This window comes from Martinezella lusitana, from assembly GCF_010668395.1.
GTDB classification, from domain to species: domain Bacteria; phylum Pseudomonadota; class Alphaproteobacteria; order Rhizobiales; family Rhizobiaceae; genus Rhizobium; species Rhizobium lusitanum_A.
In genome coordinates this window covers 129,291-154,159 of record NZ_WUEY01000004.1, presented here as the reverse complement: position 1 = coordinate 154,159, position 24,869 = coordinate 129,291, and the positions used below count along the sequence as shown (strand labels likewise).

Genomic DNA, 24,869 nt, shown 5'->3' with positions numbered 1-24,869 from the left:
CCGAAGGGGGTGGAGCTCTTTGGCAGAGACGACATCAGGGCGAAGCGAGGAAGAGTTCCAGGACCTTTTGAGAAGGCTGGAGCTGGCGCTGGAGGCGTCTCAAATCGGCGTCTGGCAGCATAACGTCAACGACCAGGAACTGCTCTGGGATCTCCAGATGCATAGGCTCTACGGAACCCGCCGCCACAATCGAAGGGTTTCGTCCGATGTCTGGATGAAGGCGCTGCATCCCGAGGATCTCGAAAGGGCGATCAGGGACTTTGACGTCGCCCTGGAAAACAAGGGGTTCTACAATTCCCAGTTCCGCATCCTCCTGCCCGGCGGAGAGGTGCGGCACCTGCGCTCCCGCGCGCATTATTACGAAGGCCCGGACGGAGCGCCGTCGTTCATCGGCGCCGAATGGGATGTCACGGCCGACGTTCTGCTCAATCGCGAACTCGCCAGCCAGAAGGCCATCGCGGAAGCGCGCGCCGTGGCGCTCGAGCAGAGCCGGTCGCGGATCGAGCATGCCGCCGATCACGACTACCTGACCGGCCTTCCCAACCGCCGCTATTTCGATCGTCGGCTGGCCGAATTGCGCAAGGACGCCTCGGTCGAGACCCTGGCGGTTCTTCACATCGATCTCGACGGTTTCAAGGAGATCAACGACAAATGGGGTCACGCGGCCGGCGACGCAACGCTGCAGAGCGCCGCCGCCCGCATCTCCGGGGCGATCACCGCCAATGATGTCGTGGCGCGCATCGGCGGCGACGAATTCGTGACCGCATTGGTCAATGTCGGCAGCCTCGAAAGGCTTGCGGCGATCGCGGACGATATTTTCTCGCGCTTGCGCCGCGAGGTGCGCTTCGGCAACGAGATGCTGAAGATCGGCGCGTCCATCGGCGTGGCGATGAGCCAGGCGAAAAGCGCGGGAAACCTCCTGGCGGAATCCGATGTCGCCCTGTTTCAGGCCAAGAAACTCGGCCGCAACCGCGTGGAGTTCTTTACGCCGCAGCTTCAGTCCGATCTGCAGGCCGAACGGCGGCTTGCCGATGAATTGCGGCTGGCGCCGGTCTTGCGCCAGATCGAGCCCTTCTATCAGATCCAGGTGGATGCCCGCACCCGCAGCATCGTCGGGCTGGAAGCTCTGGCGCGCTGGCGGCATCCGGAAAGAGGCCTGATGAGCCCGGCTGCCTTCCTCAAGGTTGCCGATGAATATGGGCTTACTGCCGAGATCGATGCCGCCGTGCTGAAGCGTGCGCTGGCAGACCGGGCGGCCTGGGTGTCGCAGGGTCTTTCGCCGCCGCGCATCGCCGTCAACATCTCCGGCCGCCGGCTAGCCGATCCGGATCTGATCGATGGATTGCGGGCGCTGAGAATACCTCGCCAGGCCATCGCATTCGAGCTGGTGGAGACCATCTTTCTCGACGATCCCGACGACAGGGTGCTTGCCAATATCGCCGGCATCAAGGAGATGGATATCGATATAGAGATCGACGATTTCGGCTCGGGCCATGCGTCATTGATCGGCCTGGTCAAGCTCAAGCCAAAACGGTTGAAGATCGATCGGCAACTGGTGACGGCGATCACCGTATCCGACGAACAGCGTCGCCTCGTCGGTTCCATCGTCGAGATCGCACAGGCTTTGAATGTCGAGGTCGTGGCCGAAGGGGTGGAAACCGAGGATCACGCACGCGTTCTTGCCGAGCTGGGCTGCGACGAGCTTCAGGGCTACGCTATCGGTTATCCTGTCTGCGAGAGCGAGACCGCCGCTTTGCTGAAATCGACCCTGGCGGGAAGTCGGGGTCGATCTTCAATCGGCGGTGGCGTACGGGCTACTGAATCTGTAGGGCAAGGATCAGACCGTAGCTGATGGCGCCCAGCGTCAGCAGCGACAGCGTGGCTGCCGCAATCACCCGGCCGCCGGCATGGGCGACGGAGCGGATGTTTACCGAGAGGCCGAGCGCAGCCATGGCGATGACGGTCAGGATGCCGGAAATCGTTTGCATCGGTGCTACCAGAGCATCCGGGATGAGGCCGAAGGAGCGCAGGGCCATCAGTCCGAGAAAGCCGCAGATGAACCAGGGAACCAGCGAGTGGTGGTGGCCAGTGCGTCCGTCCGTGCCGGCCGTCTCGGCCTTGGTGATGACGCCGAGCAGGAAGATGACCGGACCGAGCATCAGGACGCGGACGAGCTTGACGAGCGTGCCGGTCTGGACAGCAAGCAGGCCGACGGGAGCGGTCGCGGCCAGCACCTGCGGCACGGCATAGACCGTCAGGCCGGCCAGGGTGCCGTATTGCGGAACGCTCATGCCGAGATGGAAATAGAGAAGCGGCAGCAGGAACACGGCTGCGATACCGAGGACGGCGGTGAAGGCGAGGGCTGCGGCGATTTCCTGCGAATCCGCCTCGATTACCGGAGCAACCGCGACGATGGCAGAGTTGCCGCATATCGAATTGCCGCAGGCGATCAGCGTTGCGAGCTTCGGCGGCAGGCCAAGCACCCGCCCGATCATATAGGTGGCGGCGATCGACAGGACGACGACGATGGCGATGCCGGCAATCAGCCAGACGCCCGCACCGCGGATCGCCGACAGGCTGATGGAGGCGCCGAGAAGGACGATGGCGATTTCCAGGAGGAACTTGGCGCTGAAATCGATGCCCGGCTTCATGGTCGGCTTCAGCGGCTTGATCGTGCAGACGGCGATGCCGAGCGCTATGGCAAGCACCAGACTTTCGATCCATCTGCCGCCGAGAAGGCTGGTTTCAACATGCTCTGCAGCATAGGCGAGAAGGGCTACGGCCGAGGTGAGCGCGAGGCCTGGGAGGATCATATTTGCGCGTTGGGTAATGGACATATCGTGCCGTCATTCGTTTGTTATGCTTTGGTGACGGTAGGAAAGTCTCATCTGTCTATGTCGACATCCATCGAATATTATCCTATGTTTCGTTCGATTAATTAGAATGATTTCCCATGACCTTCGAACAGCTCGCCATTTTCGTCGCCGTCGCCGAGCGAGAGCATCTGACGCAGGCCGCGGAAGCCATCCATCTCACGCCGTCTGCCGTCAGCTCCGCGATCAAGAATCTCGAGGCCTACTACGGCGTGGAACTCTTTCATCGCGTCGGCAGGCGGATCGAGCTGACGGAGACCGGCCGCTCCTTCCTCGGCGAAGCCAAGGCGACGCTTGCGCGGGTGCGCTCGGCAGAACTCATGCTTGCGGAATTGGGCGGCCTGCAGCGCGGCCGGCTCAGCCTCTATGCCAGCCAGACCATCGCCAGCTACTGGCTGCCGCCCTTGCTGATGCGGTTCCATCGCGATTATCCCGGCATCGAGCTCGACCTGACGATCGGCAATACCCGTACCGTGACCGAGGCCGTCGTCGATGGCGGGGCCGAGCTGGGTTTCATCGAGGGCGAGGTCGATGCGCCCGCCTTATCGATGAAGATCGTCTCGCAGGATGCGCTTGCCATCGTCGTGCCGCCGCACCATCCCTGGGCGGACGGCCGGCAACTGACGGCCGCCGATCTTGTCGGCGGCACCTCCTGGGTGATGCGCGAGGAGGGGTCGGGCACGCGTTCGGAATTCGAGAATGCAGTCGCCAAGCTTGGCGCGGCACCGCAGGATCTCGATGTGGCTCTCGTGCTGCCCTCGAATGAAGCCGTGCTGTCGGCGGTTTGCGTGGGCCAAAGCGCGGCGGCTATTTCAAGCGCGGCGGCGAAGGCCTATCTCGGTCAGGGCCTGCTGGTCCAGGCGACATTCGATCTGCCCGCCCGCAGCTTCCGGCTGCTGCGCCATAAGGAGCGTCATGCCAGCAAGGCGGCACAGACGCTCGAGGCCATGTGCAAGAACTATCGCAAGTCCATCGCCTTCGATGAGGATGAGCGTAGCCTGTCGCTTGAGGCCGACACGGGCGCCTAGCTTCGACGCTGGTTGCGTGGGCTGATCGAGAACGCGGCGGTCTAGCGGCGCTCCGCTCGCTGCCTGTTGGCGATGACCAGCTCGATCTCGTTGCGGTCCAGCATGGCGCGGATATCGGCCGGAGGCGTGTCGTCGGTAACCAGCACGTCGAAGGATGCCGGTTCGCTTAGCACGATCGGCGCGCTGCGTCCGAACTTCGCGCTGTCGGCGACGACGATGCGATTTTCGGCGCGGCCGGCGGCCTCCCGGGAATATTCGGCCTCTTCGAGGTCATGCAGCATGAAGCCCGAAGCCGCATTGATGGCGCCGACCGAAAGGACGGCGTGGCGCACATTGAAACGGCGCAGGAAATTGGCGGCCTCCATGCCGAAGGCGCCGCCGTCGTGGCCGCGCAGCTCGCCGCCTGCAAAGAAGACGCGGTTGCCGTTGCGGGTGGCAAGCGCGTGGGCGACGGCAACGGCATTGGTGACGACGAAGAGGTTCTGGTGCTTCTGCAGCGCAACGGCAATGAAGGCGGTGGTCGAGCCGACGTCGAGAAAGATTGTGTCGCCGTCCTCGATCATGGCGGCGACCGAGGCTGCGATCATCCGCTTGGCTTCGGCATTCTCGTTCATGCGCAGATGCAGCGGCGGCTCGTTCATCGAGTCCTTGATATGGACCCCGCCATGCACCTTGGTCACCAGCCCGTTGGCTTCCAGGCTGCGGATGTTGCGCCGAATGGTTTCCTCGGAAACGCCGAGCCGTTCGGCCAGGAACTGTATGCGGCTTGCGCCGCCGGCCAAGCGCAGTTCCTCCAGGATCTCGCGTTCGCGATGATTGGAGTGAAGCGGCTGGGATGTGCCCGACATGGTCCTTGATCCTACTGAGGTATTGATCCCAAAACGTGTGTTGCCCGCGAAACCGCGGTCTTGCCGCCGGCAGAGACGTCAACGCGCACAACCCGATCCGGTTGCCTCGCGCTTGAGTTTTTAAGACAAATCTCACCTACGGTGAAGCGTCGTATTTGCAATATCCATAGCTCATACGCTGGGAGTTTGTCGCTTAAATCCAACAAAAAACCAAATATTCGTTTCATTTTGTGGATCGGTTCTTGACAGCTCTGCCTTTGTGAGGAACCTTTCTCATCCGAAGGATGCTCGGCAGTAGCACCGGAGGGGGAATGACTGCGACGCCGGAAGACAGGATACAGTCTCTCGCCATTTGGAACGGGCCGATCGAGATCGCCCCGCTGGTGGGCGGCATTACCAATCGCAACTATCTGGTCGGCAATGCGGGCCGACGCTTCGTCGTCAGGCTGGGGTCGGACATTCCCGTTCACCACATCAGCCGGGTCAACGAGGTCGCGGCGAGCAGGGCTGCCCATGCTGCCGGCCTGTCCCCTGCCGTCATCCATCACGAGCCCGGCATACTGGTGCTTGACTATATCGATGCGGGGCCGTTGTCCGCGGAGGATATCCGCGAGCCTGCGATGATGGCGCGGGTGGTGAATCTCGTCCGCTCCTGTCATCGCGATGTCGGCCGGCATTTTCGCGGCCCGGCGGCGATCTTCTGGGTCTTCCATGTGGTCAGGGACTATGCGGCCGCCTTGGACGCGGGCGGCAGCCGGCACAAGGCGCTGTTGCCTGCCTTTCTGGAGATCGCCGAGCGGCTCGAACGCGAGGCCGGTCCGTTCGAGATCGCCTTCGGCCACAACGATCTGTTGGCCGCCAATTTTCTCGACGACGGCAAGCGGCTTTGGCTGATCGATTGGGACTATGCCGGTTTCAACACGCCGCTTTTCGATCTCGGCGGCCTCGCCTCCAACAACGAATTCTCCGAGCCGCAGGAAGAGGCGATGCTGGAAGCCTATTTCGAGGCTGGTGTCAGCGACGATCTGCGCCGGCGCTATCAGGCGATGAAATGCGCCTCGCTCCTGCGCGAGACGATGTGGAGCATGATTTCGGAAATCCATTCCGACATCGATTTCGATTATTCTTCCTATACAGCTGAAAATCTGCGGCGGTTCGAGAGCGCCTGGCAGAGCTTTCGCAACTCTTGAGGTGACACGATGAAGGAACTGCCGACCACAGCGAAGACCGTCGTCATCGGCGGCGGCATCATCGGCTGCTCGACGGCCTACCATCTCGGCAAGCTCGGCTTCACCGATACCGTGCTGCTGGAGCGCAAGAAGCTGACCTCGGGCACGACGTTCCATGCCGCCGGTCTCGTCGGCCAGCTGCGCACCAGCGCCAACATCACGCAGATGCTCGGCTATTCCGTCGATCTCTACAAGAAACTGGAGGCCGAGACCGGGCTTGCCACCGGCTGGAAGATGAATGGCGGTCTGCGCCTCGCCTGCAACGAAGAACGCTGGACGGAGGTCAAGCGGCAGGCGACGACGGCGCAGTCCTTCGGCCTGCAGATGCATCTGCTGACGCCGCGGGAGGCGCTCGATCTCTGGCCGTTGATGGATGTCGACGATCTCGTCGGCGCCGCCTTCCTGCCGACCGACGGCCAGGCCAATCCCTCCGATATCACCCAGGCGCTGGCGAAGGGCGCCCGCATGGCCGGCGTCTCGATCTTCGAGGATACGGAGGTTCTCGATCTGGAGATCGACAAGGGCCGAATCCGCGCCGTCATCACCGAGAAGGGCCGTATCGAATGCGAGCGCGTCGTCGTCTGCGCGGGGCAATGGACGCGGACGTTCGCCGCCCGTTTCGGCGTCAATGTGCCGCTCGTCTCGGTCGAGCATCAATATCTCATCACCGAATCCTTCGGGGTGCCCTCCAACCTGCCGACGTTGCGCGACCCGGACCGGCTGACCTATTACAAGGAAGAGGTCGGCGGGCTGGTCATGGGCGGCTATGAGCCGAACCCGATCCCCTGGGCGCTCGACGGCATTCCAAAGGATTTCCACTACACGCTGCTCGACAGCAATTTCGATCATTTCGAGCAGATCATGGAGCAGGCGCTCATCCGCGTGCCGGCCTTGCAGACGGCAGGCGTCAAGCAGCTGCTGTGCGGGCCGGAGAGCTTCACGCCCGATGGCAATTTCATTCTCGGCGAGGCGCCGGAGCTGAGGAATTTCTTCGTCGGCGCCGGCTTCAATGCCTTTGGCATCGCGTCCGCCGGCGGCGCAGGCATGGCGCTTGCCGAATGGGTGGCCAAGGGCGAGCCGCCCTACGATCTCTGGCCGGTCGATATCAGGCGCTTCGGCCGCCCGCATTTCGACACCGACTGGGTGCGCACCCGCACGCTCGAGGCCTATGGCAAGCATTACACCATGGCGTGGCCCTTCGAGGAGCATTCGAGCGGGCGGCCATGCCGCAAGTCACCGCTCTACGATCGCCTGAAGGCACAGGGCGCCTGCTTCGGCGAAAAACTCGGCTGGGAGCGGCCGAACTGGTTTGCCGATCTTTTCGCCGGCGAGGAGCCGAAGGACATCTATACTTATGGCCGTCAAAACTGGTTTGATGCCGTCGGCCGGGAGCATAAGGCGGTGCGCGAGGCGGCCGTCATCTTCGACCAGACCTCCTTCGCCAAATTCGTGCTCAAGGGCAGGGATGCCGAGGCAGTGATGTCCTGGATCGCCGCCAACGATGTTGCCAAGCCTGTGGGTGCCTTGACCTATACGCAGATGCTGAACGACCGGGGCGGCATCGAGTGCGACGTGACTGTCGCCCGCACTGCCGAGAACGAATTCTACATCACCACGGGCACCGGCTTCGCCACCCATGATTTCGATTGGATTGCCCGGAATATTCCGGCCGACCTGCACGCCGAACTGGTGGACGTGACCTCGGCCTACTCGGTGCTGTCGCTGATGGGGCCGAAATCGCGCGAGATATTGCAGGCCGTGACCTTGGCGGATGTTTCGAATGCCGCATTCCCCTTCGGCAAGGTGAGGACCGTCGGTATTGCCGGCTGCCCGGTGCGGGCGCTGCGCATCACCTATGTCGGCGAACTCGGCTACGAGCTGCATGTGCCGGTGGAATACTCCGCCACCGTCTACGATGTGCTGATGGCAGCCGGGCGTGAGCATGGCCTCGCCAATGCCGGCTATCGCGCCATCGAAAGCTGCCGGCTGGAGAAGGGCTATCGCGCCTGGGGTTCCGATATCGGGCCGGATCATACGCCGATCGAAGCCGGGCTCGGCTGGGCGGTGAAGATGAAGAAGGATGTCGCATTCCGCGGCAGGGAAGCGATCGCGCGGCAGCTGGCCTCCGGCGTGAAGAAGATGCTCGCCTGCTTCGTGCCCGACGATCCGGAGATCGTGCTTCTCGGCCGCGAGACGATCTATCGCGACGGGCAGCGTGTCGGCTGGCTGTCGAGCGGCGGCTACGGCTACACGATCGGCAAGGCCATCGGCTACGGCTATGTCCGCGATCCCGGCGGCGTGACGGAGGATTTCGTGCTGTCGGGTCGCTATGAGCTCGATGTCGCGCAGAGCCGCGTGCCGTGCCAGGTGTCGCTGAAGCCGCTTTACGATCCGCAGATGGCGCGGATCAAGGCGTGATTGCGCAGGGCCTTGTCCGGCCGGCATGATGTGGGCTCGTAACAGATCTCATCAACCTGCGCGGGATGGTGAGATTGGACGGTATCCGCCAGAAGCGGCCGTCCAGCCGTATGACATGAGCCTTAGCCGGGCCTGGTGCTTCCCGCATCTACTATCGCCTGAACAACAAGAGCGATGCGTTTGTCGCGCATGCCGGGCCTAACGCGGCCCGAACGTTCGAGCTCAGCAAGCCCGTGAAGGGCTGCCCAGAAAGTCTCGGTTGCAGTCTCCGCATCAGCGCAGAACGGAGACACGGCTGCCGCAATTGCGTCGAAACCGGTTCTAAGCTCCGATCTCGTTTCGGCTTCGGCGAACTTCAATTGGGTCGGCAGGTTGAACATGGCGTCGTAGAGCGCTGGCCGGCTCAGCGCGAAGGTAAAATAGCCCATGGCGACGTTCATGAGGGCGTCTCGTCGTCCAGCTGTCTCGTCTGCCGCTGCCTTGAGAACGATCGCGAGATCCTTGAAGCCTTCGATTGCAACGGCCGCAACGATGGCATCCCTGTTCTCGAAGTGCGAATAGAGAACTGGCTGGCTGTATTCGATTTCCTTAGCCAGACGGCGAATCGTAACGGCGTCCCATCCTTCGCTTTCCGCGATCATACGCGCCGCCGCGACGATGCGATCTTCCCGTTCGGCCCGTTCTCGACTTTTCCGGTCTGCGCCACTCATTCCAGGATCTCCATGCCCGCAAGGCAACTATGCGCCGAAATTATAACGGCGCTTGACTAACTAGCAACGCTAAGGCAATAACTAGCAATGATAGATTATATTACATCGCTAGGAGAATTGCAAAATGTACTGGCTTGTTAACGGCATCGGTTTGCTAGTGGCCCTCGCGATTATCGCGATCGGCACCAGCTATATTGCGAACCCAATGGCCACGACGCGCAGTTTCGGCCTGCCGCTGCCTGAGGATGGTCCAAATATCCCCTGGTGGCTTCGCCTCAAGGGGGTTCGCGACATCGTAGCGGGATTGCTCGTGCTTGCATTTATGCTGTGGGGTGCCCAGCGGGAGGTCGGCATCGTCCTTCTGGTCGAAGCGATTATCCCCGTCGGCGACATGCTGCTCATTCTCGCGGCGAAAGGCTCCGGCAAAAGCGCCTTCGGCATTCACGGCCTCACGGCGGCGATTATGGTCCTGGCTGCCATCCCCATGACGTTTGGGGAGTTCTGAGATGGTTCATGTTCTTTCAATCTGGTTCCTGATCGTCGCATTCGCTGGCGCCGGCATTGTCAACGCGATCGGTGCCGCCGGTGCGCGAAACGAATTCGCTCGATGGGGCTATCCGCGTTGGTGGAATATCCTGACCGGTGGCCTGGAGATAGCGAGCGCCGTCCTGATTGCGTTTCCTGTCAGCCGCATCGTCGGCGTAGTGCTCGGGGCGGTAATCATTGCGGCGGCGCTATCAACTGTCCTGCGTCACCGCGAGTATGCACATCTTGCGCCGTTGAGTGTCTTTGTCACCTTGATCGCTCTTGTCGCGATCTCATCCTAGGCGCTGCCAGCAACGCCGCTTGCCTGCGACGGGCCGAAGACCGCCGTTGCCGGCAAGGGGTGCCTAAGATCCGGATCAGGCCGCTCCGCTTCGAAAACTGTGATCTCCCGCCATCGCGTCAGCCATTTTCTTGACACGCCGCCGCTTTCATCCTCAATCGACAGGCTGACAACAGACGGAGGCGAAAGACGATGGCGGAAGCGGGCATCAGGCTGGAAGAGAGCTGGAAAGAGGCGCTGTCGCAGGAGTTCGAAAGCCCCTACATGCAGCAGCTCAAATCCTTTCTCGTCGAGGAGAAGCAGCGCGGGAAGGTGATATTTCCGCGTGGCAGCGAGTATTTCCGGGCGCTGGACCTGACCCCGCTCGACGAGGTGCAGGTGGTCATCCTCGGGCAGGACCCCTATCACGGTGCCGGCCAGGCGCATGGGCTCTGCTTCAGCGTGCGTCCCGGCGTGCGCATTCCGCCGTCGCTGGTCAATATCTACAAGGAACTGGAAACCGATCTCGGCATTCCGCCGGCACGGCACGGCTTTCTGGAAAGCTGGGCGAAGCAGGGCGTGCTGCTGCTCAACAGCGTGCTGACGGTCCAGGAATCGCAGGCGGCATCGCACCAGGGCAAGGGCTGGGAGCGCTTCACCGACGCCGTGATCCGCAGGGTCAACGACGAATGCGACGGCGTCGTCTTCATGCTCTGGGGCTCCTACGCGCAGAAGAAGGCCGCCTTCGTCGATACCGAGCGCCATCTCGTGCTGAAGGCGGCGCATCCTTCGCCGCTGTCGGCCCACAACGGCTTCCTCGGCTGCCGTCATTTTTCCAAGGCCAACGCATATCTCTCCGAACACGGCAGGGAGCCGATCGACTGGACCCTGCCGAGCAATCCGGACGCTCCGTAAGGTGTCGCTTCTCGGAAGCGCGGCTGCGGATCGGTGAACGATCGGAATTTTTCGTTCACTCATTGAAGACAATCCGTTTGGCTATTGGGGGCTATCGAAAAGGGCCCCGCGAGACCATCTTCTGCTCATGAGAAACGCCTGCCGGTGCAGGCGAGACAAGGGGTTAGAGATGCTTAACCAGATCAAAGGTCTTCACCACGTTACCTCGATGGCGAAAGACGCCCGGACCAACAACAAGTTCTTCACGGACACGCTCGGCCTGCGCCGCGTCAAGAAGACGGTGAATTTCGACGCACCCGATGTCTATCACCTCTACTATGGTGACGAGATCGGTACGCCCGGCACGATCATGACCTACTTCCCGTTTCCGAAGATGGCGCGCGGTCGCCCGGGCACCGGCGAAGTCGGCAACACGGTTTACTCCGTTCCGGAGGGCGCAATCGGTTATTGGACCGAACGGCTCGGCCAGCATGGCGTCGAGGGCTTGAAGGTTGACGAATCCTTCGGCCAGAAGCGCCTGCATTTTGCCGGCCCGGATGGCGATGGCTTCGCCCTCGTCGAGGTCAAGGACGACAAGCGTCTGCCGTGGACGCATAACGGCGTCGATGCCGAACATGCCATCAGGGGTTTTCATTCCGTCGCCATGCGGCTGCGGGACGAGGGCGCCACGGCCGAGCTGCTGAAATACATGGGTTACGAGGTTGTCGATACGCATGAAGGCGTCAAGCGGCTCGCCATGCCTGGCGGCAACGGTGCCGACTATGTCGACCTCGAAACCATGCCGAACATCAACCGTGCGCTTCCGGGTGCCGGCTCCGTCCACCATGTCGCCTTTGCCGTCGAGAACCGCGCAAAGCAGCTCGAAGTGCGCAAGGCGCTGATGGACACGGGCTATCAGGTCACGCCGGTCATCGACCGCGATTACTTCTGGGCGATCTACTTCCGTACGCCAGGCGGCGTGCTGTTCGAAGTCGCCACCAATGAACCTGGCTTCAACCGCGACGAGGATACGGCTCATCTCGGCGAGGCGCTGAAACTGCCCGAGCAGCATGCGCATCTGCGCGGCCTGATCGAGCAGCACCTCGAACCGCTGGAAGGCTAATCCAGGGGAGGACATCATGACGGATACGAGTTATGTGCACCGGCTGAAGGCCGGTGCATCCGGAAAGCCCATTTTCTTCACGTTCCATGGTACCGGCGGCGACGAGAACCAGTTCTTCGATTTCGCTGCCCGGCTGCTGCCGGATGCGACCATCGTATCGCCGCGCGGCGACGTTTCCGAATACGGTGCTGCGCGTTTCTTCCGCCGGACGGGTGAGGGCGTCTACGATATGGCCGATCTTGCCCGGGCCACGGAAAAGATGGCAGCCTATGTTTCGGAAATGGCGGCGCAATACGGCGCATCGCAGGTGCTTGGCCTCGGCTTTTCCAACGGTGCCAACATCCTCGCCAACGTTCTGATCGAGCATGGTGATCTGTTCGATGCATCGGTGCTGATGCATCCGCTCATCCCGTTCCAGCCGAAGGACAATGCCAGGCTGCAGGGCAAGCGCGTGTTGATCACGGCGGGCGAGCGGGATCCGATCGCGCCGGCGCCGGTGACCAAGGCGCTGGCCGATTACTTTGCGCGTCAGGATGCCGAAGTCACGCTCGACTGGCATCCGGGCGGCCACGATATTCGCCCCAACGAGATCGAGGCCATCCGCACCTTCCTTGCTCCCTATGCCTGAGCGCGGCCAATGACCGGATCACGCGGCGGAAGACCTCTGTCGCGTGGTTTGCTATTTGCCGATCAGCCGGAGCATCGCCTTCGCCTGCGACGCGGCAGCGAGCTTTCCCTTCTCGTCGATATAATCCGTTCCGCAGAAGCGGCTGAGATTGGTAAAATCCATGCTGTCCGGCAGAGCGTGATTGGCTTCCGCTATGACCATGCGCCAGGCGCAACCGAGCATCTTGTCGGGCTGGATCGCTCCGTCGCAACCGGTGCTCAGGCATAAAGCGACATGTTTCTGCGCGCGATATCCGCCTGCGATGGCTTCCTCGTAGTCGATCTTCCAGCTGTCGCGCGTATGCTCGCAGCGGGCCGGATTGCTGCTCTGGCTGCATTGCACCGTCTTATCGACATAGGTCTGCGCCGGCGGCCACAATGGACCGTCGACCAGGCTGACGCAGCCGCATGCAAATAAAGTGGCCGACAGCAGGCGCAACTGATTCTCCTTCGACCGGGATCGCCAGAAACCTAGAGCGATCGCAAATATGTGCAAGATCAATATGATCTTGCCAACAGCGGCGAGACGGAGGTAGCTGGCCCGGTCGGATGAACGGGCATTGGCCGTGGCCTTCCTGCAACCCTCGTCATCTTCCGGCACGAGCGACAGGTCGCGGCGCAAGCTTGGCTTGTGGGCATCGTTGCCGCCCGCTAATGATCTGCCACCAAGGGGCGGGGGATTCCATCGTGACGCTGGCGGAACAGCAACAATACAGGCTGGGCGTGATTTATGTCGCGCTTTCGGCGCTTGCCTGGTCGACGTCCGGCCTGTTCGTGCGAGCGATCCATGCCGATCTCATGACCATTCTGTTCTGCCGCGGAATCGTCTCCGGTCTCGGGGTGTTCACCCTGTTTTTCTATATCGAGCGCCGCAACGCCTTTCGCATCCTGCGCTCCATGCGCGGCCCGTCGCTGGCGGCAACGATCTTTTCCGCGGCGTCCATGATCAGTGGTATCGGCTCGATCTACTATACGTCGGTTGCCGATGCCATGGTCATCTACGCGACGGTGCCCTTCGTTACCGCAGGGGTCGCGTTCCTTTTCATCGGCGAGCGTCCGAATATGAGGACGCTCGTTGCCAGCGGCATTGCTTTCATCGGCGTGCTCGTGATGCTTTCCGGACATGGGAGTGACGGCGGCAGCTGGCTCGGCAAGGGGCTTGCTGCCATCATGACGCTGACCGTCGCCGCCCTTGCGGTCATCATGCGCCAGCACCGCAATGTGCCGATGCTGCCGGCCATGGCGCTTTCCGCGTGGCTGTGTTCCTTCGTTACCTTCTGGTTCGCTTCGCCGCTTTCGATCTCGGGCCAGGACCTCGGCCTGATCATCGCCTTCGGTATCGTTCAGAATGCGATGGGCCTCTGCCTCTATACGTTCGGGTCCCGGCTCGTCCCGGCTTCCGATGCCGCCCTGCTGACCGCGCTGGAGGTTCCTCTCACTCCGCTGTGGGTCTGGATGGTCTTTGCCGAGCGTCCCTCGACTGCGACGCTGATCGGCGGCCCTATCGTCCTGGCCGCGCTTTTTGGACATATCCTGTTGGAAGTACGGCGAAATCGGGTGGTAACCTCGGCGAAGGCGCATTGACCGTCTTGCTCCTTTCATCTCAAAATGCTGAAATTCGCTCAGTCATCAGGAGTCGGAATCGATGAAAAAGGTATTCAATCCCCCATCCGTCCGCCGCCCTTTCGGCAACTACAATCATGGCCTGCTGGTGCCGCCGGGTGCCAGCCTTCTGGTTACGTCCGGCCAGCTCGGCATCGGTCTCGACGACCGCATTCCGGCCGACGTCACGGCCCAGGCCGAGATGTGCTTCGAGGCGCTCAAGGCCATCCTAGACGAGGCCGGCATGAGCTTTGCCGACGTCATCCGCATTTCCGGCTTCGTCACCACGCGCGAGGATTTCCCTGCCTATATGGCCGTGCGCGACCGCTATATCCTGGATCCGAAGCCCGTTTCCACATTGCTGATCGTCGGCGGCTTTACCCGAGCCGAGTTTCTGGTGGAGGTCGAGGTCACGGCGGCGAAGGTGATGTGACCCTTCGCAGCGGTTTCGGCTTCTCAATCGATGCTGGCAGATCGACACCGTCGATCTGCAGGAGACGAGCATGACTCAGAATATCTATGACGATCCAGGTTTCTTCGCAGGCTATAGCCGCCTTCAACGTTCGGTCGACGGGCTGGCGGGGGCGGCGGAATGGCCGGCCATGCGCGCATTGCTGCCTGACATGAAAGGCCTCGATGTCGCGGATCTCGGCTGCGGGTTCGGCTGGTTCTGCCGCTGGGCCGCCGAGCAGGGGGCCGCCGGTGTTTTGGGACTCGATGTCTCGGAAAAGATGCTGGAGCGGGCGCGCTGCGAGACGATGGATATGCGTGTTCGCTATGACCGGGCCGATCTGGAGAAGCTCCGGCTTGCCGGGGCGAGCTTCGATCTCGTCTATAGTTCGCTGGCCTTCCACTATATCGAGGATTTTGCCGGGCTTCTGGCAACGATCCGTCAGGCGCTGAAGCCGGGCGGGCGGCTGATCTTCTCGATCGAGCACCCGATCTACATGGCGCCGCGGCAACCCGAATGGCAGGTCGATGCCGAGGGCGGCAATATCTGGCCGCTCAGCGCCTACCAGATCGAGGGCAAAAGGCTGACGAACTGGCTTGCCGAAGGCGTCGTCAAGCAGCACCGCACGATGGCCACGACGCTCAACCTGCTGATCAGGTCCGGTTTCATCATCGCCCATGTCGAGGAGTGGTCGCCGAGCGATGACGATCTTGCCGCCCATCCGGATTGGGTAACCGAGCGCGAGCGGCCGATGTTTCTGCTGATTTCCACCCAGACCTGACGGCGGATTTCGCCGAGTTGCACAGAGGTTTTTTAGGCGGCATTTTTCGGGATGCGGTGCGCTTGGCTATCTTTCTGTTTGTTGATAGTTTTTATAGAGAATTAATTGCTCGCCGGATACGACTTCCGTAAAATGTCGTTTCTTGAGATGTGCGGGCCCGTCCAATAGCCTAGCCTGACCGATGCGCGTTGGGGGATATGGAATGAACATGAAGACGTCCGTGGCCGTAGAGAAGGCAGTGGCCGTCGCCGATCCCGATATCGCGCGCGCAGAGTTTCGTAACGCCATGGCACGGATGGCCGCCGCCGTGAACATCGTCACGACCGATGGCCCCGCCGGGCTGGCCGGCTTTGCGGCAACCGCCGTCTGCAGTGTCACGGACAATCCACCCACCTTGCTCGTCTGTCTCAATCGCGGTGCGTCCGTTCATCCCGCCGTAACGCAGAACGGCGTGCTGTGTGTCAACGTCTTGTCGGAGGCACATCAGGATCTGTCGCGGCTTTTCGGCGGCAAGACGCCGGTTGCGGAGCGGTTCGCCGCCGCCGCATGGTCGGCGCTGGCGACCGGTGCGCCCGTGCTTGAGGATGCGCTTGTGTCGTTCGATTGTCGCATCGTGCGTCAGGCCGATGGCGGAACGCACGACATCCTTCTCTGCGAGGTCGATGCCATTCGCCGGCGCGACAACGGACAGGGGCTCGTCTATTTCGACCGGGCCTATCACCCGGCCGGTTAAAGCAATTCCGGAAAAGATGCGCAGCGGCTTTCCGTGCGGAATCGCTTAAAAACAAGGAGATAGAGCGGCGCCACGATTCCGCGAAGCGCGGAACCGCTCCGGCACATTTGCTCAGTAATTTTCCTGATACCACTCGACGAAGCGGCGCACGCCTTCGTCAACCTCGATCTGCGGCTTGAAGCCGGTCAGCGCCACCAGCAGGTCCGGCACGGCATAGGTGTTGTGCACGTCGCCGGGCTGCATCGGCAGCATCTTGCGGATTGCCTGCTTGCCAAGCATCGTCTCGATGGTTTCGACGAAGCTCATCAGGCCAACCGGTTGACCGCCACCGATGTTGACGACGCGGAAGGGCGCATTTTTCGACAGGGTATCGATAATCGTATCCGATACCACCCGGTTCTCCTCCGAGGGCACGACGCCGATCAGGCGCACGATGCCTTCGACGAGATCGTCGATATAGGTGAAATCGCGGCTCATCTTGCCTTCGCCGTAGATTTCGATCGGCCTGTCGTTGCGGATGGCATCGACGAATTTGAACAGCGCCATGTCCGGACGGCCCCAGGGGCCGTAAACCGTGAAGAAGCGGAAAGCGGTGGTCGGCACATGGAAGAGATGGGCGTAGCTGTGCGCCATCAGCTCCATGCTCTTCTTGGTCGCGGCATAGATCGTCATCTGCTCGTCGGCCTTGTCGCTTTCGGCAAAGGGGATCTTTTCGTTGGCGCCGTAGACGGATGAGGTCGATGCCAGCAGCAGGTGCTTGGGCTGCAGGTTTCTTGCCAGTTCCAGCACGTTGAACGAGCCGGTGACGTTGGAATCGACGTAGGAGCGCGGATTTTCGAGGCTGTAGCGCACGCCGGCCTGGGCGGCGAGGTGGACGATTACGTCAGGTTCGGCGAGTTCCGCTGTGTGATCGAGCGCCGCCTTGTCCTCCAGCATGCCGGTCACGGCCTTGAAGCCGTTGGAACGCGCGAGGATGGCGGTCCGCTTCTCCTTGAGCCTGACGTCGTAATAGGGCGTCATGCCGTCGAAGCCGACGACGAAATGGCCCTCGTCGAGCAGCCGCCTGGCAAGATGGAATCCGATGAAGCCGGCGGTGCCGGTGATGAGATAGCGCATGGATCGGCCTTTGCTGAGAGCATTTCCAGGAAAAGTGCATAGCGGTTTTCCGTTCGGAATGCGTAAACGCTTTAAAGCGTGTCGTCGTTCGAGGGTCTGCCGACGCTTGTATAGGCAAATCCGTGCTTTGTGACCTCGTCGTGGCGATAGATGTTTCTGAGGTCAACGAGCACCGGCGCCTTCATGATGGATCTGAGCCGGTCGAAGTCGAGGGCGCGGAACTGGTTCCATTCCGTCACGATAACGATCGCGTCGGCGTCGCGTGCGGCGCCATAGGCGTCTTCGGCATAGGCGATATGGTCGATCACCTGGCGGGCATTGTTCATGCCTTCGGGATCGTAGCCCGTTACCGTGGCGCCGGCATCCAGAAGCGTCTGGATGATCGAGATCGCCGGGCTGTCGCGCATGTCGTCGGTGTTCGGCTTGAAGGTCAGCCCGAGGACTGCGATCGCCTTGCCCCTGATGTCGCCGCCCATGGCCGCGATCACCTTGCGGCCCATGGCGCGCTTGCGGTTGTCGTTGATGGAAACCGTCGTCTCGATGAGGCGCACGGGGCTGTCGTAGTCCTGGGCGGTCTTTGCCAGCGCCAGCGTGTCCTTCGGGAAGCAGGAGCCGCCATAGCCCGGGCCGGCATGCAGGAACTTCGAGCCGATGCGGCCGTCAAGGCCGATGCCGCGCGAGACTTCCTGCACGTTGGCGCCCACCTTCTCGCACAGATCGGCCATTTCGTTGATGAAGGTGATCTTCATGGCCAGGAAGGCGTTGGCGGCATATTTGATCAGCTCGGACGTGCGGCGGGAGGTGAAGAGCAGCGGCGCCTGGTTGAGGTAGAGCGGCCGGTAGACTTCGGTCATGACCGAGCGGGCGCGCTCGTCGTTGAGGCCGATGACGATGCGGTCCGGCCGCTTGAAGTCCTCGATGGCGGCGCCTTCGCGCAGGAATTCCGGGTTGGAGACGACGGCGACGTCGGCATCCGGATTGGTTTCGCGCACGATGCGCTCGACCTCGTCGCCGGTTCCAACAGGCACGGTCGATTTGGTGACGATGACGGTGAAGCCGTTGACATGCTGGGCGATCTCGCGGGCGGCGGCATAGACATAGGAAAGATCGGCATGGCCGTCGCCGCGCCGTGAAGGCGTGCCGACCGCGATGAAGACGACGTCGCTGGCGGCAACGCTTTCCGCCACTTCGGTCGCGAACGAGAGACGACCGGCGCGGACATTGTCGGCGACGAGCTGCTCCAGGCCAGGTTCGAAGATCGGAATCTCGCCCCGGCGCAATGCCTCGATCTTGCTGGCGTCCTTGTCGACGCAGATGACGTCATGGCCGAAATCGGCAAAGCAAACGCCCGACACGAGCCCCACATAACCCGAGCCGATCATCGTGATGCGCATGAAACTTCAATCCTCTTGCTGGGCCGGCCTTTTGCCCCGAAGCAAAGCCGACGTTGCGATCGATTGCGCTTATACACAGGATCGCCAGTGACGCCTATATGCGATGCTCGTGCGTGGCGATTTGCGACAGAAGTGTCACAATGGGCTGCTTGCATTCTCGCCGCTCTATTGATGCAACTCCCTTTCTTTCCAAGTGAAACGAAGCCTTTGTACTTTAAGCTTATCATTGCCTATTGCTTGTGATTGGCATCATGTTACCGCATGATGGACCGGGCATAATCGTTCCGCGGGGAACGGGTATCGAGTATCGAGTGGGCGGTTCGGGACTTTTGCATGAAATCGATTTTTGCCGTGCGTAAAATGCGAGCCGGCGAGTTGGAACTCGCTCTGGAATGGGCTCGGCAAGAGGGCTGGAACCCTGGGGTGGACGACGCCCCGGCATTCTGGGAGGCAGATCCGTCCGGTTTTCTCGTCGGCGCGATCGGCGAGGTGCCGGTTGGCTGCATTTCCGTCGTCCGCTATGGCGAGACCTTCGCGTTTCTGGGCCTTTACATGCTTCACCCCGAATTTCGCGGCAGGGGATACGGCAAACAGCTCTGGAACAAGGGCATGGCGCTCGCCGGAAATCGTACCGTCGGCCTGGACGGCGTGGTCGCGCAGCAGGAAAACTACCGCCGGCATGGCTTCGAGGCCGCGTATCGAACGGTGCGCTACGGCGGCGTCCCGAAGGCGCTCGATGTGGACGAGCAACAGGCCAGGCAAGTCGTGGCGGTGACGGACGGCAAGCTTGACGGACTGCTGCACTACGATGCCGAAATTTTCCCCGGCTTGCGCTTTTCCTTCATCAAAGCCTGGTGCGGCGCTCCCCACAGGCGCAAGTCCTTCATTGTCGGCGGCGGCAGCAGGGTTCGCGGCTTCGGCACGATCCGGCGCTGTTTCGAGGGCTACAAGATCGGTCCGTTGTTTGCCAACAAGCCGGAGATCGCGCGAGCCCTGTTGAGCAGGCTGCTCGCCGAGGCCAAGGGAGCTCCCGTCTATCTGGATGTGCCGGTGGACAATGCGCAGGCCGTCAGGCTTGCCGAAGATTGCGGCTTGTCTCCCGTGTTCGAGACGACGCGCATGTATCGCGGCAAGGCGCCGGAAACACCCCTTGATCGCGTTTTTGGCGTCACGACGCTCGAGCTCGGCTAGCCGCATCGCTCCCGCGCCACGCGGGAAACGAAGCGCCGACATTAACCTTAACAAACGATTAATTGCCGTATCGGGACCTTAATCAACCCTAACGGGCTGCATATTCGGCCCGGTCATTATATAGACGGTCCGGGGGCGCCAAGGGGTAATTGAACAATGATTGTTCATTTCCGTATTGGAGTCGGCAATGCATGTCATGGAAAGTATTAACCGGCAGACCTGGCGTAATCCCTGGGCCTTGCGCGACTACCGCCGCAGCAGCGGCTATCTTAACGAAGGCGAGCGCGCGGCTTTTGCCATCGGTGCTCCACGGACAGGCAGGGGGCGTGTCCTGGATATCGGTGTCGGCGGCGGCCGCACCGCGCAGCTCTTGCGCGATGTTGCAAGCGACTACATCGGTGTCGACTACACGCCGGAAATGGTCGAGCTGTGCCGGAAGAACCATCCGGATCTGCGCTTCGAGCATATGGATGCGCGCGATCTGTCGGCTTTTCCGGACGGCAGCTTCGATCTGATCGTCTTCAGCTATAACGGTATCGATTCCGTCGATGCCGCAGGGCGGCTTGCCGTCATGCGCGAAGCGGCACGGGTGCTTGCCTCGGGCGGCGCCTTCGTGTTTTCGACATTCCACCGCGGCTGGCGCGGCTTCGAGCATCGCATCGACTATCGCCGGCTGGAATGGACCTCCAATCCGGTGCGGCTCGGCCTGCGGACCCTGCGTTATGTCGAGGGGCGCATTTCCGGGACATTGCGGCAACGCCGGCTGAGGCCGCTCGAACAGCGCGACGGCGAACATGCCATCATGCTGCATGGCGCACATGATTTCGGTGTCATGGTCTATGCGACGACGCCGGCGCAGGTTCGGTCGCAACTGGCGGAGGCGGGTTTTGCCATGCCGGCGCTGGTGCTCGATCTGGATGGAAAGCCGATCGGCGCGGCAGCGTCGGCCGAGCACGAGTATTTCCATGTCGTCGCACACAAGCCGGGCCTTTGACGGGCGAAGGCTGCCGACCCGATGGGGCTATTCGTGGCCGCCGTCCGGCCGGTAGCCGGGAAAAATCCTGTTGGAGGTGCTGATTCGTCATGCAAAAAGCCGAATCTCCTGAGACAACAGGGTCGCTTTCCCAAAAACAAAGCTTTATAGATGCGCGGGTTTGAGCAAGGCGCGCCTCCGCGCGCAGGAAGCGGGAATGGATAAATGACGAACGTTGTAGTGATCGGCTCGCAGTGGGGCGACGAAGGCAAGGGCAAGATTGTCGATTGGCTTTCGGAACGCGCCGATGTGATTGTACGCTTTCAAGGCGGTCATAATGCCGGTCATACGCTCGTCGTCGATGGTGTCAGCTACAAGCTCGCGCTACTGCCCTCCGGGCTCGTGCGCGGCAAGCTCAGCGTCATCGGCAACGGCGTTGTCGTCGATCCCCACCATTTCGTCGCCGAAGTGGAAAAGCTGCGCGCCCAGGGCATCGCGGTCACGCCCGACGTTCTGCGCATTGCCGAGAACGCGCCGCTGATCCTGTCGCTGCACCGCGATCTGGATGCCTTGCGCGAAGATGCGGCTTCCAACAGCGGCACGAAGATCGGCACGACGCGCCGCGGCATCGGTCCGGCTTATGAAGACAAGGTCGGCCGCCGCGCCATTCGCGTCGTCGACCTTACCGAGCCGGAAACGCTGCCGGCCAAGATCGACCGTCTCCTGACCCATCACAATGCCCTGCGTCGCGGCATGGGTCTCGACGAGATTTCCTTCGATACCCTGCATACCGAGCTGACCTCGGTCGCGGAGCATATTCTCCCCTACATCGATCAGGTCTGGCGGCTGCTCGACGAGCAGCGCAAGGCGGGCGCCCGAATCCTTTTCGAAGGCGCGCAGGGCGCGCTGCTGGACAACGACCACGGCACCTATCCGTTCGTGACTTCGTCCAACACGGTTGCCGGCCAGGCCGCCGCCGGCTCCGGCCTCGGTCCGACGGCGCTCGGCTACGTGCTCGGCATCACCAAGGCCTATACGACCCGCGTCGGTGAGGGACCGTTCCCCTGCGAGCTGCATGACGAGATCGGCAAGCACCTCTCGACGGTCGGCCGCGAAGTCGGCGTCAACACCGGTCGTCCGCGCCGTTGCGGCTGGTTCGACGCGGTGCTGGTGCGCCAGACCGTGAAGACTTCGGGCATCACCGGCATCGCGCTCACCAAGCTCGACGTGCTCGATGGCCTTGACGAGTTGAAGATCTGCGTCGGCTACAAGCTCGACGGCAAGGAAATCGATTATCTGCCTGCGAGCCAGGCAGCGCAGGCCCGCGTCGAGCCAATTTACATCACGCTCGAAGGCTGGAAGGAATCCACCGTCGGCGCCCGCAAATGGGCCGATCTGCCTGCCCAGGCGATCAAATATGTCCGGCAGGTGGAAGAGCTGATCGGTGCGCCTGTGGCGATGCTTTCGACCAGCCCGGAGCGCGAGGACACCATACTTGTGACTGACCCTTTTGAGGGCTAAAGTTGCGAACCTATGACGAATCCCGGCCCGGCTGCGCGCCGGGCATCATGAGAAAGTGCTGATGGCGGATTTTGTAGCAGTTATTCGACGGGCCGTTGACGGCCTGACGGACAATACTCCCGAGATGCGGGTCAAGGTTTACGATCGAGCTCGTGGTGCCGTGCAGCGGCAGCTCGAGAGCATGAAGCCGCGCCCGCCCGAGGAAATGCTGCGCCGCCAGCTCGACAAGCTTGAGGCCGCGATCGTCGAGGTCGAGGCCGAGCATGCCGAGGCCTTGCCCGATGGTGAAGAGCAGTCGGTTGCCGAAGCGTCGGTTGTGCATGAGGAGATCGCTCCCGAACCCGTCGCGGAGCATCGTGCGGCGCACGCCGAGCCCCATGCGGAAGAGCCGGCGGCCGTTCCTGCCGAGGCTCATGTCCATGAAGAGCCGAGGGTTTCCGAGCCCGTTCACGAGGAACCCGTCTACGAAGAGCCGGCCGCACATGTCGAACATGTGCAGGAGCACCAGCCCGTAGAGGAATGGAGCGAACCGCATCGCGAGGAGGAGCCCTATGCTCCGGCCGCCGCGCATGCCGGCGTGGAGCACCATGCCGAGGTTCCCGCTGAGCCGACCCCGGAACCGGTCTATCACGACGAGCCGCAGCATCATGTGGAAGAGGCGCCGGCTGTTGCCGTGGAGCCCGTTCACGCTGCGCCTGCGACGCCCGTGCAGGCAACGCCGGTCGATGATGTCATAAGCCAGGTCGAGCAGATCTGGGCGGAGGTCGATGCGCCGGTTCGTCAGTCTGCGCCGGAGCCGGTAGTCTCGCCTCCGAGCGAGCCCGTCATGCCGGCCGCGGCTTTTGCGGAAGCGCCTTTCGGGCAGCCGGTAGGGTCGTCCGAGGCCGTCAAGGCACCAGCCGGCAACAAGGGCTTCGCCTGGGATGCTGATGTCTTCGAAGAGTTGGAGCCAGTCCCGCCGGTTTCCAAGCCGACCCAGCAGCCGGCGCGGCAGATGCCGGAAAACGCCTTTGACGACGTCGATCTTTTTGCGGACGTGCATTCGCCCCGCAAGACGGCATCCGACGCCGATGCTGCCAATGACGGCTGGCGCGAGCTCAAGGAGCTTGCCGGTTTCGACAAGCGCGCGGAAGACGACCGGGGCGGTGGTCCCTCCGTCCCGCCCGATCTCGATCAAAGCATGGCGGCGAAGCTGCAGGGCCGAAGCTTCCGCATGGAGCCGAAGCGTCGTCGCATCAATGCCACCGGCATCATCGTCACGCTCGTCGGCCTTGCGGTCGTCGGTGGCGGTGGTTACGCAGCCTGGTTGAACCGCGATGCGCTCAACAACATGGTGACGAAGCTCGTCAGCTCGGCGCCGAAGAATGCGTCAGCGCCCGCGACGTCGGATGCAGCGGCAAACAGCAGTCCCGCGAACAACGACAGCCCCGCTGCAGCGCCTGCCGCCCAGCAGCAACAAGCAGCCATACCTCCGCAAAGCAACACGGCAGCTCAGAAGCCACCGGCTGCCGGTAATACGGATGTGGCCGCGTTAAGCGATCCGAATACGGTCAATACGAAGTTCACGCAGCGTCTTCTGGCCAATGGCACCGAAGAGGACGAGGGTCCGGCTCCGAACGGTCAGCCGGGCGTTGCCGAAGGCAAATCCGTTGCGGAGCAGAATGTCGCTGCCGCGGCACCATCTGCAACGACAACGCCGCCGCCCGCCGCTGCCGATGCCGGCGCTGCTCAGACGCAGGCGCCTGCGGCTGCTGCCGCTACGCCGGCCACCCCGTCCGCCGCGACGGACCAGCAGGCACCTGCCGCCGACCAGCAGCAGCAAGCATCCGCCAATCAACCGCCGCCGGTTACGCAACAGACGGCACCGGCTACGGACGGGCAGAAGGTTTTTCTCTATGAAGAGCGCCTTGGTCAGACCTCGCCTTCGGCCTTCCAGGGCACGGTCACCTGGTCCGTTCAGGAAGGCAAGGGTGCCGACGGCCGGCCGGAACCTTCGGTGCAGGGCCTCATCACCGTTCCGGATCGCGGTTTGACCGCTACCATCACCGTTTCGCGGAATTCGGATTCCTCGCTGCCGGCTAGCCATCTGATCGAGCTGGCCTTCCAGGTGCCGCCGTCATTCGAAGGCGGAGCGATCGACAATGTCCAGCGCGTTGCATTGAAGGCGACCGAGCAGGATCGCGGCGATGCGCTGATTGCGGTGCCTGCGAAAGTCACCGACGATGTCTACATGGTTGCGCTGAACGATTTTCCGGATGCGCGCAAGACCAACCTCGACCTTCTGAAGAATCGCAACTGGATCGATATTCCGGTCGTCTATCGCAATGGCCGCCGCGCCCTGCTGACGATGGAAAAGGGTCCGACCGGCACCGATGCCTTCAACAAGGCAATCTCGGAATGGCAAGCGCTCGGCGGCGTAGCCTCGAGCGGTCAATAATCCTTCCGGCATCGATGAACATGGAAAAGGCGGGCTTTTGGCCCGCCTTTCTTTTATCCATCAAGACCTTCGAAGT

Annotated in this window: 23 protein-coding genes; 17 read left to right on the top strand and 6 right to left on the bottom strand. The window is 62.0% G+C overall.

Going from position 1 to position 24,869, the window contains the following annotated elements; all coding sequences use genetic code 11:
* Positions 1 to 19 precede the first annotated feature (19 nt).
* Positions 20 to 1,852 carry a bifunctional diguanylate cyclase/phosphodiesterase gene (locus tag GR212_RS10780; RefSeq protein WP_163986481.1) on the top strand — a complete coding sequence of 611 codons (1,833 nt, stop codon included), beginning with the start codon at positions 20 to 22 and terminating at the stop codon, positions 1,850 to 1,852.
* Here the strand turns inward: GR212_RS10780 and GR212_RS10775 are convergent.
* The gene (locus GR212_RS10775; RefSeq protein ID WP_163986480.1) at positions 1,815 to 2,837 is read right to left on the bottom strand and encodes a YeiH family protein; all 1,023 of its coding nucleotides are present in this window, start codon (positions 2,835 to 2,837) and stop codon (positions 1,815 to 1,817) included. The genes GR212_RS10780 and GR212_RS10775 overlap by 38 nt on opposite strands.
* Positions 2,838 to 2,953: 116 nt before the next feature.
* Between GR212_RS10775 and GR212_RS10770 the strand changes: the two genes are divergently transcribed.
* On the top strand, positions 2,954 to 3,901 hold the full coding sequence (locus GR212_RS10770) for a LysR substrate-binding domain-containing protein (protein ID WP_163986479.1): 948 nt from the start codon (positions 2,954 to 2,956) through the stop codon (positions 3,899 to 3,901).
* A gap of 41 nt (positions 3,902 to 3,942) precedes the next feature.
* Here the strand turns inward: GR212_RS10770 and GR212_RS10765 are convergent, their stop codons facing one another.
* Positions 3,943 to 4,749, bottom strand: coding sequence for a DeoR/GlpR family DNA-binding transcription regulator (locus tag GR212_RS10765; RefSeq protein ID WP_163986478.1), 807 nt, complete (start codon positions 4,747 to 4,749; stop codon positions 3,943 to 3,945).
* Positions 4,750 to 5,060: 311 nt separating this feature from the next.
* On the opposite strand from GR212_RS10765, the gene GR212_RS10760 reads away from it, so the two are divergent.
* Both GR212_RS10760 and GR212_RS10755 read left to right on the top strand, forming a co-directional pair.
* A complete protein-coding gene (locus GR212_RS10760) occupies positions 5,061 to 5,939 on the top strand; it encodes a choline kinase family protein (protein WP_163986477.1) in 879 nt (292 codons plus the stop codon).
* A gap of 9 nt (positions 5,940 to 5,948) precedes the next feature.
* Entirely contained in the window at positions 5,949 to 8,396 is a 2,448-nt protein-coding gene (locus GR212_RS10755) for a GcvT family protein (RefSeq protein ID WP_163986476.1), read from the top strand.
* A 122-nt stretch (positions 8,397 to 8,518) separates the two neighbouring features.
* Here the strand turns inward: GR212_RS10755 and GR212_RS10750 are convergent, their stop codons facing one another.
* Positions 8,519 to 9,106, bottom strand: coding sequence for a TetR/AcrR family transcriptional regulator (locus GR212_RS10750; protein ID WP_163986475.1), 588 nt, complete (start codon positions 9,104 to 9,106; stop codon positions 8,519 to 8,521).
* Between the two features lie 124 nt (positions 9,107 to 9,230).
* Between GR212_RS10750 and GR212_RS10745 the strand changes: the two genes are divergently transcribed.
* The 5 genes from GR212_RS10745 (at position 9,231) to GR212_RS10725 (ending at position 12,556) form a co-directional block, all read left to right on the top strand.
* Positions 9,231 to 9,611, top strand: a complete 381-nt coding sequence (locus tag GR212_RS10745) for a DUF4267 domain-containing protein (protein ID WP_163986474.1) — start codon at positions 9,231 to 9,233, stop codon at positions 9,609 to 9,611.
* Position 9,612: 1 nt separating this feature from the next.
* Positions 9,613 to 9,933 (top strand): DoxX family protein, encoded by a 321-nt coding sequence (locus tag GR212_RS10740; protein ID WP_163986473.1) that lies wholly within the window; start codon positions 9,613 to 9,615, stop codon positions 9,931 to 9,933.
* Positions 9,934 to 10,124: 191 nt separating this feature from the next.
* On the top strand, positions 10,125 to 10,826 hold the full coding sequence (gene ung / locus GR212_RS10735) for a uracil-DNA glycosylase (protein ID WP_163986472.1): 702 nt from the start codon (positions 10,125 to 10,127) through the stop codon (positions 10,824 to 10,826).
* 169 nt (positions 10,827 to 10,995) lie between these two features.
* Positions 10,996 to 11,928 (top strand): VOC family protein, encoded by a 933-nt coding sequence (locus GR212_RS10730; RefSeq protein ID WP_163986471.1) that lies wholly within the window; start codon positions 10,996 to 10,998, stop codon positions 11,926 to 11,928.
* Between the two features lie 16 nt (positions 11,929 to 11,944).
* Positions 11,945 to 12,556: an alpha/beta hydrolase gene (locus tag GR212_RS10725; RefSeq protein ID WP_163986470.1), complete on the top strand. Its 612-nt coding sequence runs from the start codon at positions 11,945 to 11,947 to the stop codon at positions 12,554 to 12,556.
* 51 nt (positions 12,557 to 12,607) lie between these two features.
* Here GR212_RS10725 and GR212_RS10720 read toward each other — a convergent pair whose 3' ends face one another.
* On the bottom strand, positions 12,608 to 13,033 hold the full coding sequence (locus tag GR212_RS10720) for a hypothetical protein (RefSeq protein WP_163986469.1): 426 nt from the start codon (positions 13,031 to 13,033) through the stop codon (positions 12,608 to 12,610).
* Positions 13,034 to 13,281: 248 nt separating this feature from the next.
* On the opposite strand from GR212_RS10720, the gene GR212_RS10715 reads away from it, so the two are divergent.
* From GR212_RS10715 to rutF, 4 genes are all read left to right on the top strand, one after another.
* Positions 13,282 to 14,178, top strand: a complete 897-nt coding sequence (locus GR212_RS10715; RefSeq protein ID WP_163986468.1) for an EamA family transporter — start codon at positions 13,282 to 13,284, stop codon at positions 14,176 to 14,178.
* A 61-nt stretch (positions 14,179 to 14,239) separates the two neighbouring features.
* A complete protein-coding gene (locus tag GR212_RS10710; protein WP_163986467.1) occupies positions 14,240 to 14,629 on the top strand; it encodes a RidA family protein in 390 nt (129 codons plus the stop codon).
* A 70-nt stretch (positions 14,630 to 14,699) separates the two neighbouring features.
* Positions 14,700 to 15,428: a class I SAM-dependent methyltransferase gene (locus GR212_RS10705; protein ID WP_163986466.1), complete on the top strand. Its 729-nt coding sequence runs from the start codon at positions 14,700 to 14,702 to the stop codon at positions 15,426 to 15,428.
* A 202-nt stretch (positions 15,429 to 15,630) separates the two neighbouring features.
* A complete protein-coding gene (rutF, locus tag GR212_RS10700; protein WP_204326503.1) occupies positions 15,631 to 16,161 on the top strand; it encodes an NADH-dependent FMN reductase RutF in 531 nt (176 codons plus the stop codon).
* Between the two features lie 111 nt (positions 16,162 to 16,272).
* Here rutF and GR212_RS10695 read toward each other — a convergent pair whose 3' ends face one another.
* Together GR212_RS10695 and GR212_RS10690 are read right to left on the bottom strand one after the other, a co-directional pair.
* A complete protein-coding gene (locus tag GR212_RS10695; RefSeq protein ID WP_163986465.1) occupies positions 16,273 to 17,277 on the bottom strand; it encodes an NAD-dependent epimerase in 1,005 nt (334 codons plus the stop codon).
* 71 nt (positions 17,278 to 17,348) lie between these two features.
* Positions 17,349 to 18,671: a UDP-glucose dehydrogenase family protein gene (locus GR212_RS10690; RefSeq protein ID WP_163986464.1), complete on the bottom strand. Its 1,323-nt coding sequence runs from the start codon at positions 18,669 to 18,671 to the stop codon at positions 17,349 to 17,351.
* 333 nt (positions 18,672 to 19,004) lie between these two features.
* On the opposite strand from GR212_RS10690, the gene GR212_RS10685 reads away from it, so the two are divergent.
* The 4 genes from GR212_RS10685 (at position 19,005) to GR212_RS10670 (ending at position 24,793) form a co-directional block, all read left to right on the top strand.
* Complete coding sequence (locus GR212_RS10685; RefSeq protein ID WP_163986463.1) at positions 19,005 to 19,862, top strand: GNAT family N-acetyltransferase; 858 nt, start codon at positions 19,005 to 19,007, stop codon at positions 19,860 to 19,862.
* A gap of 196 nt (positions 19,863 to 20,058) precedes the next feature.
* Positions 20,059 to 20,856 carry a class I SAM-dependent methyltransferase gene (locus GR212_RS10680; RefSeq protein WP_246725732.1) on the top strand — a complete coding sequence of 266 codons (798 nt, stop codon included), beginning with the start codon at positions 20,059 to 20,061 and terminating at the stop codon, positions 20,854 to 20,856.
* A 204-nt stretch (positions 20,857 to 21,060) separates the two neighbouring features.
* Complete coding sequence (locus GR212_RS10675; RefSeq protein ID WP_163986461.1) at positions 21,061 to 22,356, top strand: adenylosuccinate synthase; 1,296 nt, start codon at positions 21,061 to 21,063, stop codon at positions 22,354 to 22,356.
* Between the two features lie 61 nt (positions 22,357 to 22,417).
* A complete protein-coding gene (locus tag GR212_RS10670; protein ID WP_163986460.1) occupies positions 22,418 to 24,793 on the top strand; it encodes a hypothetical protein in 2,376 nt (791 codons plus the stop codon).
* The last annotated feature ends 76 nt before the right edge of the window (positions 24,794 to 24,869 follow it).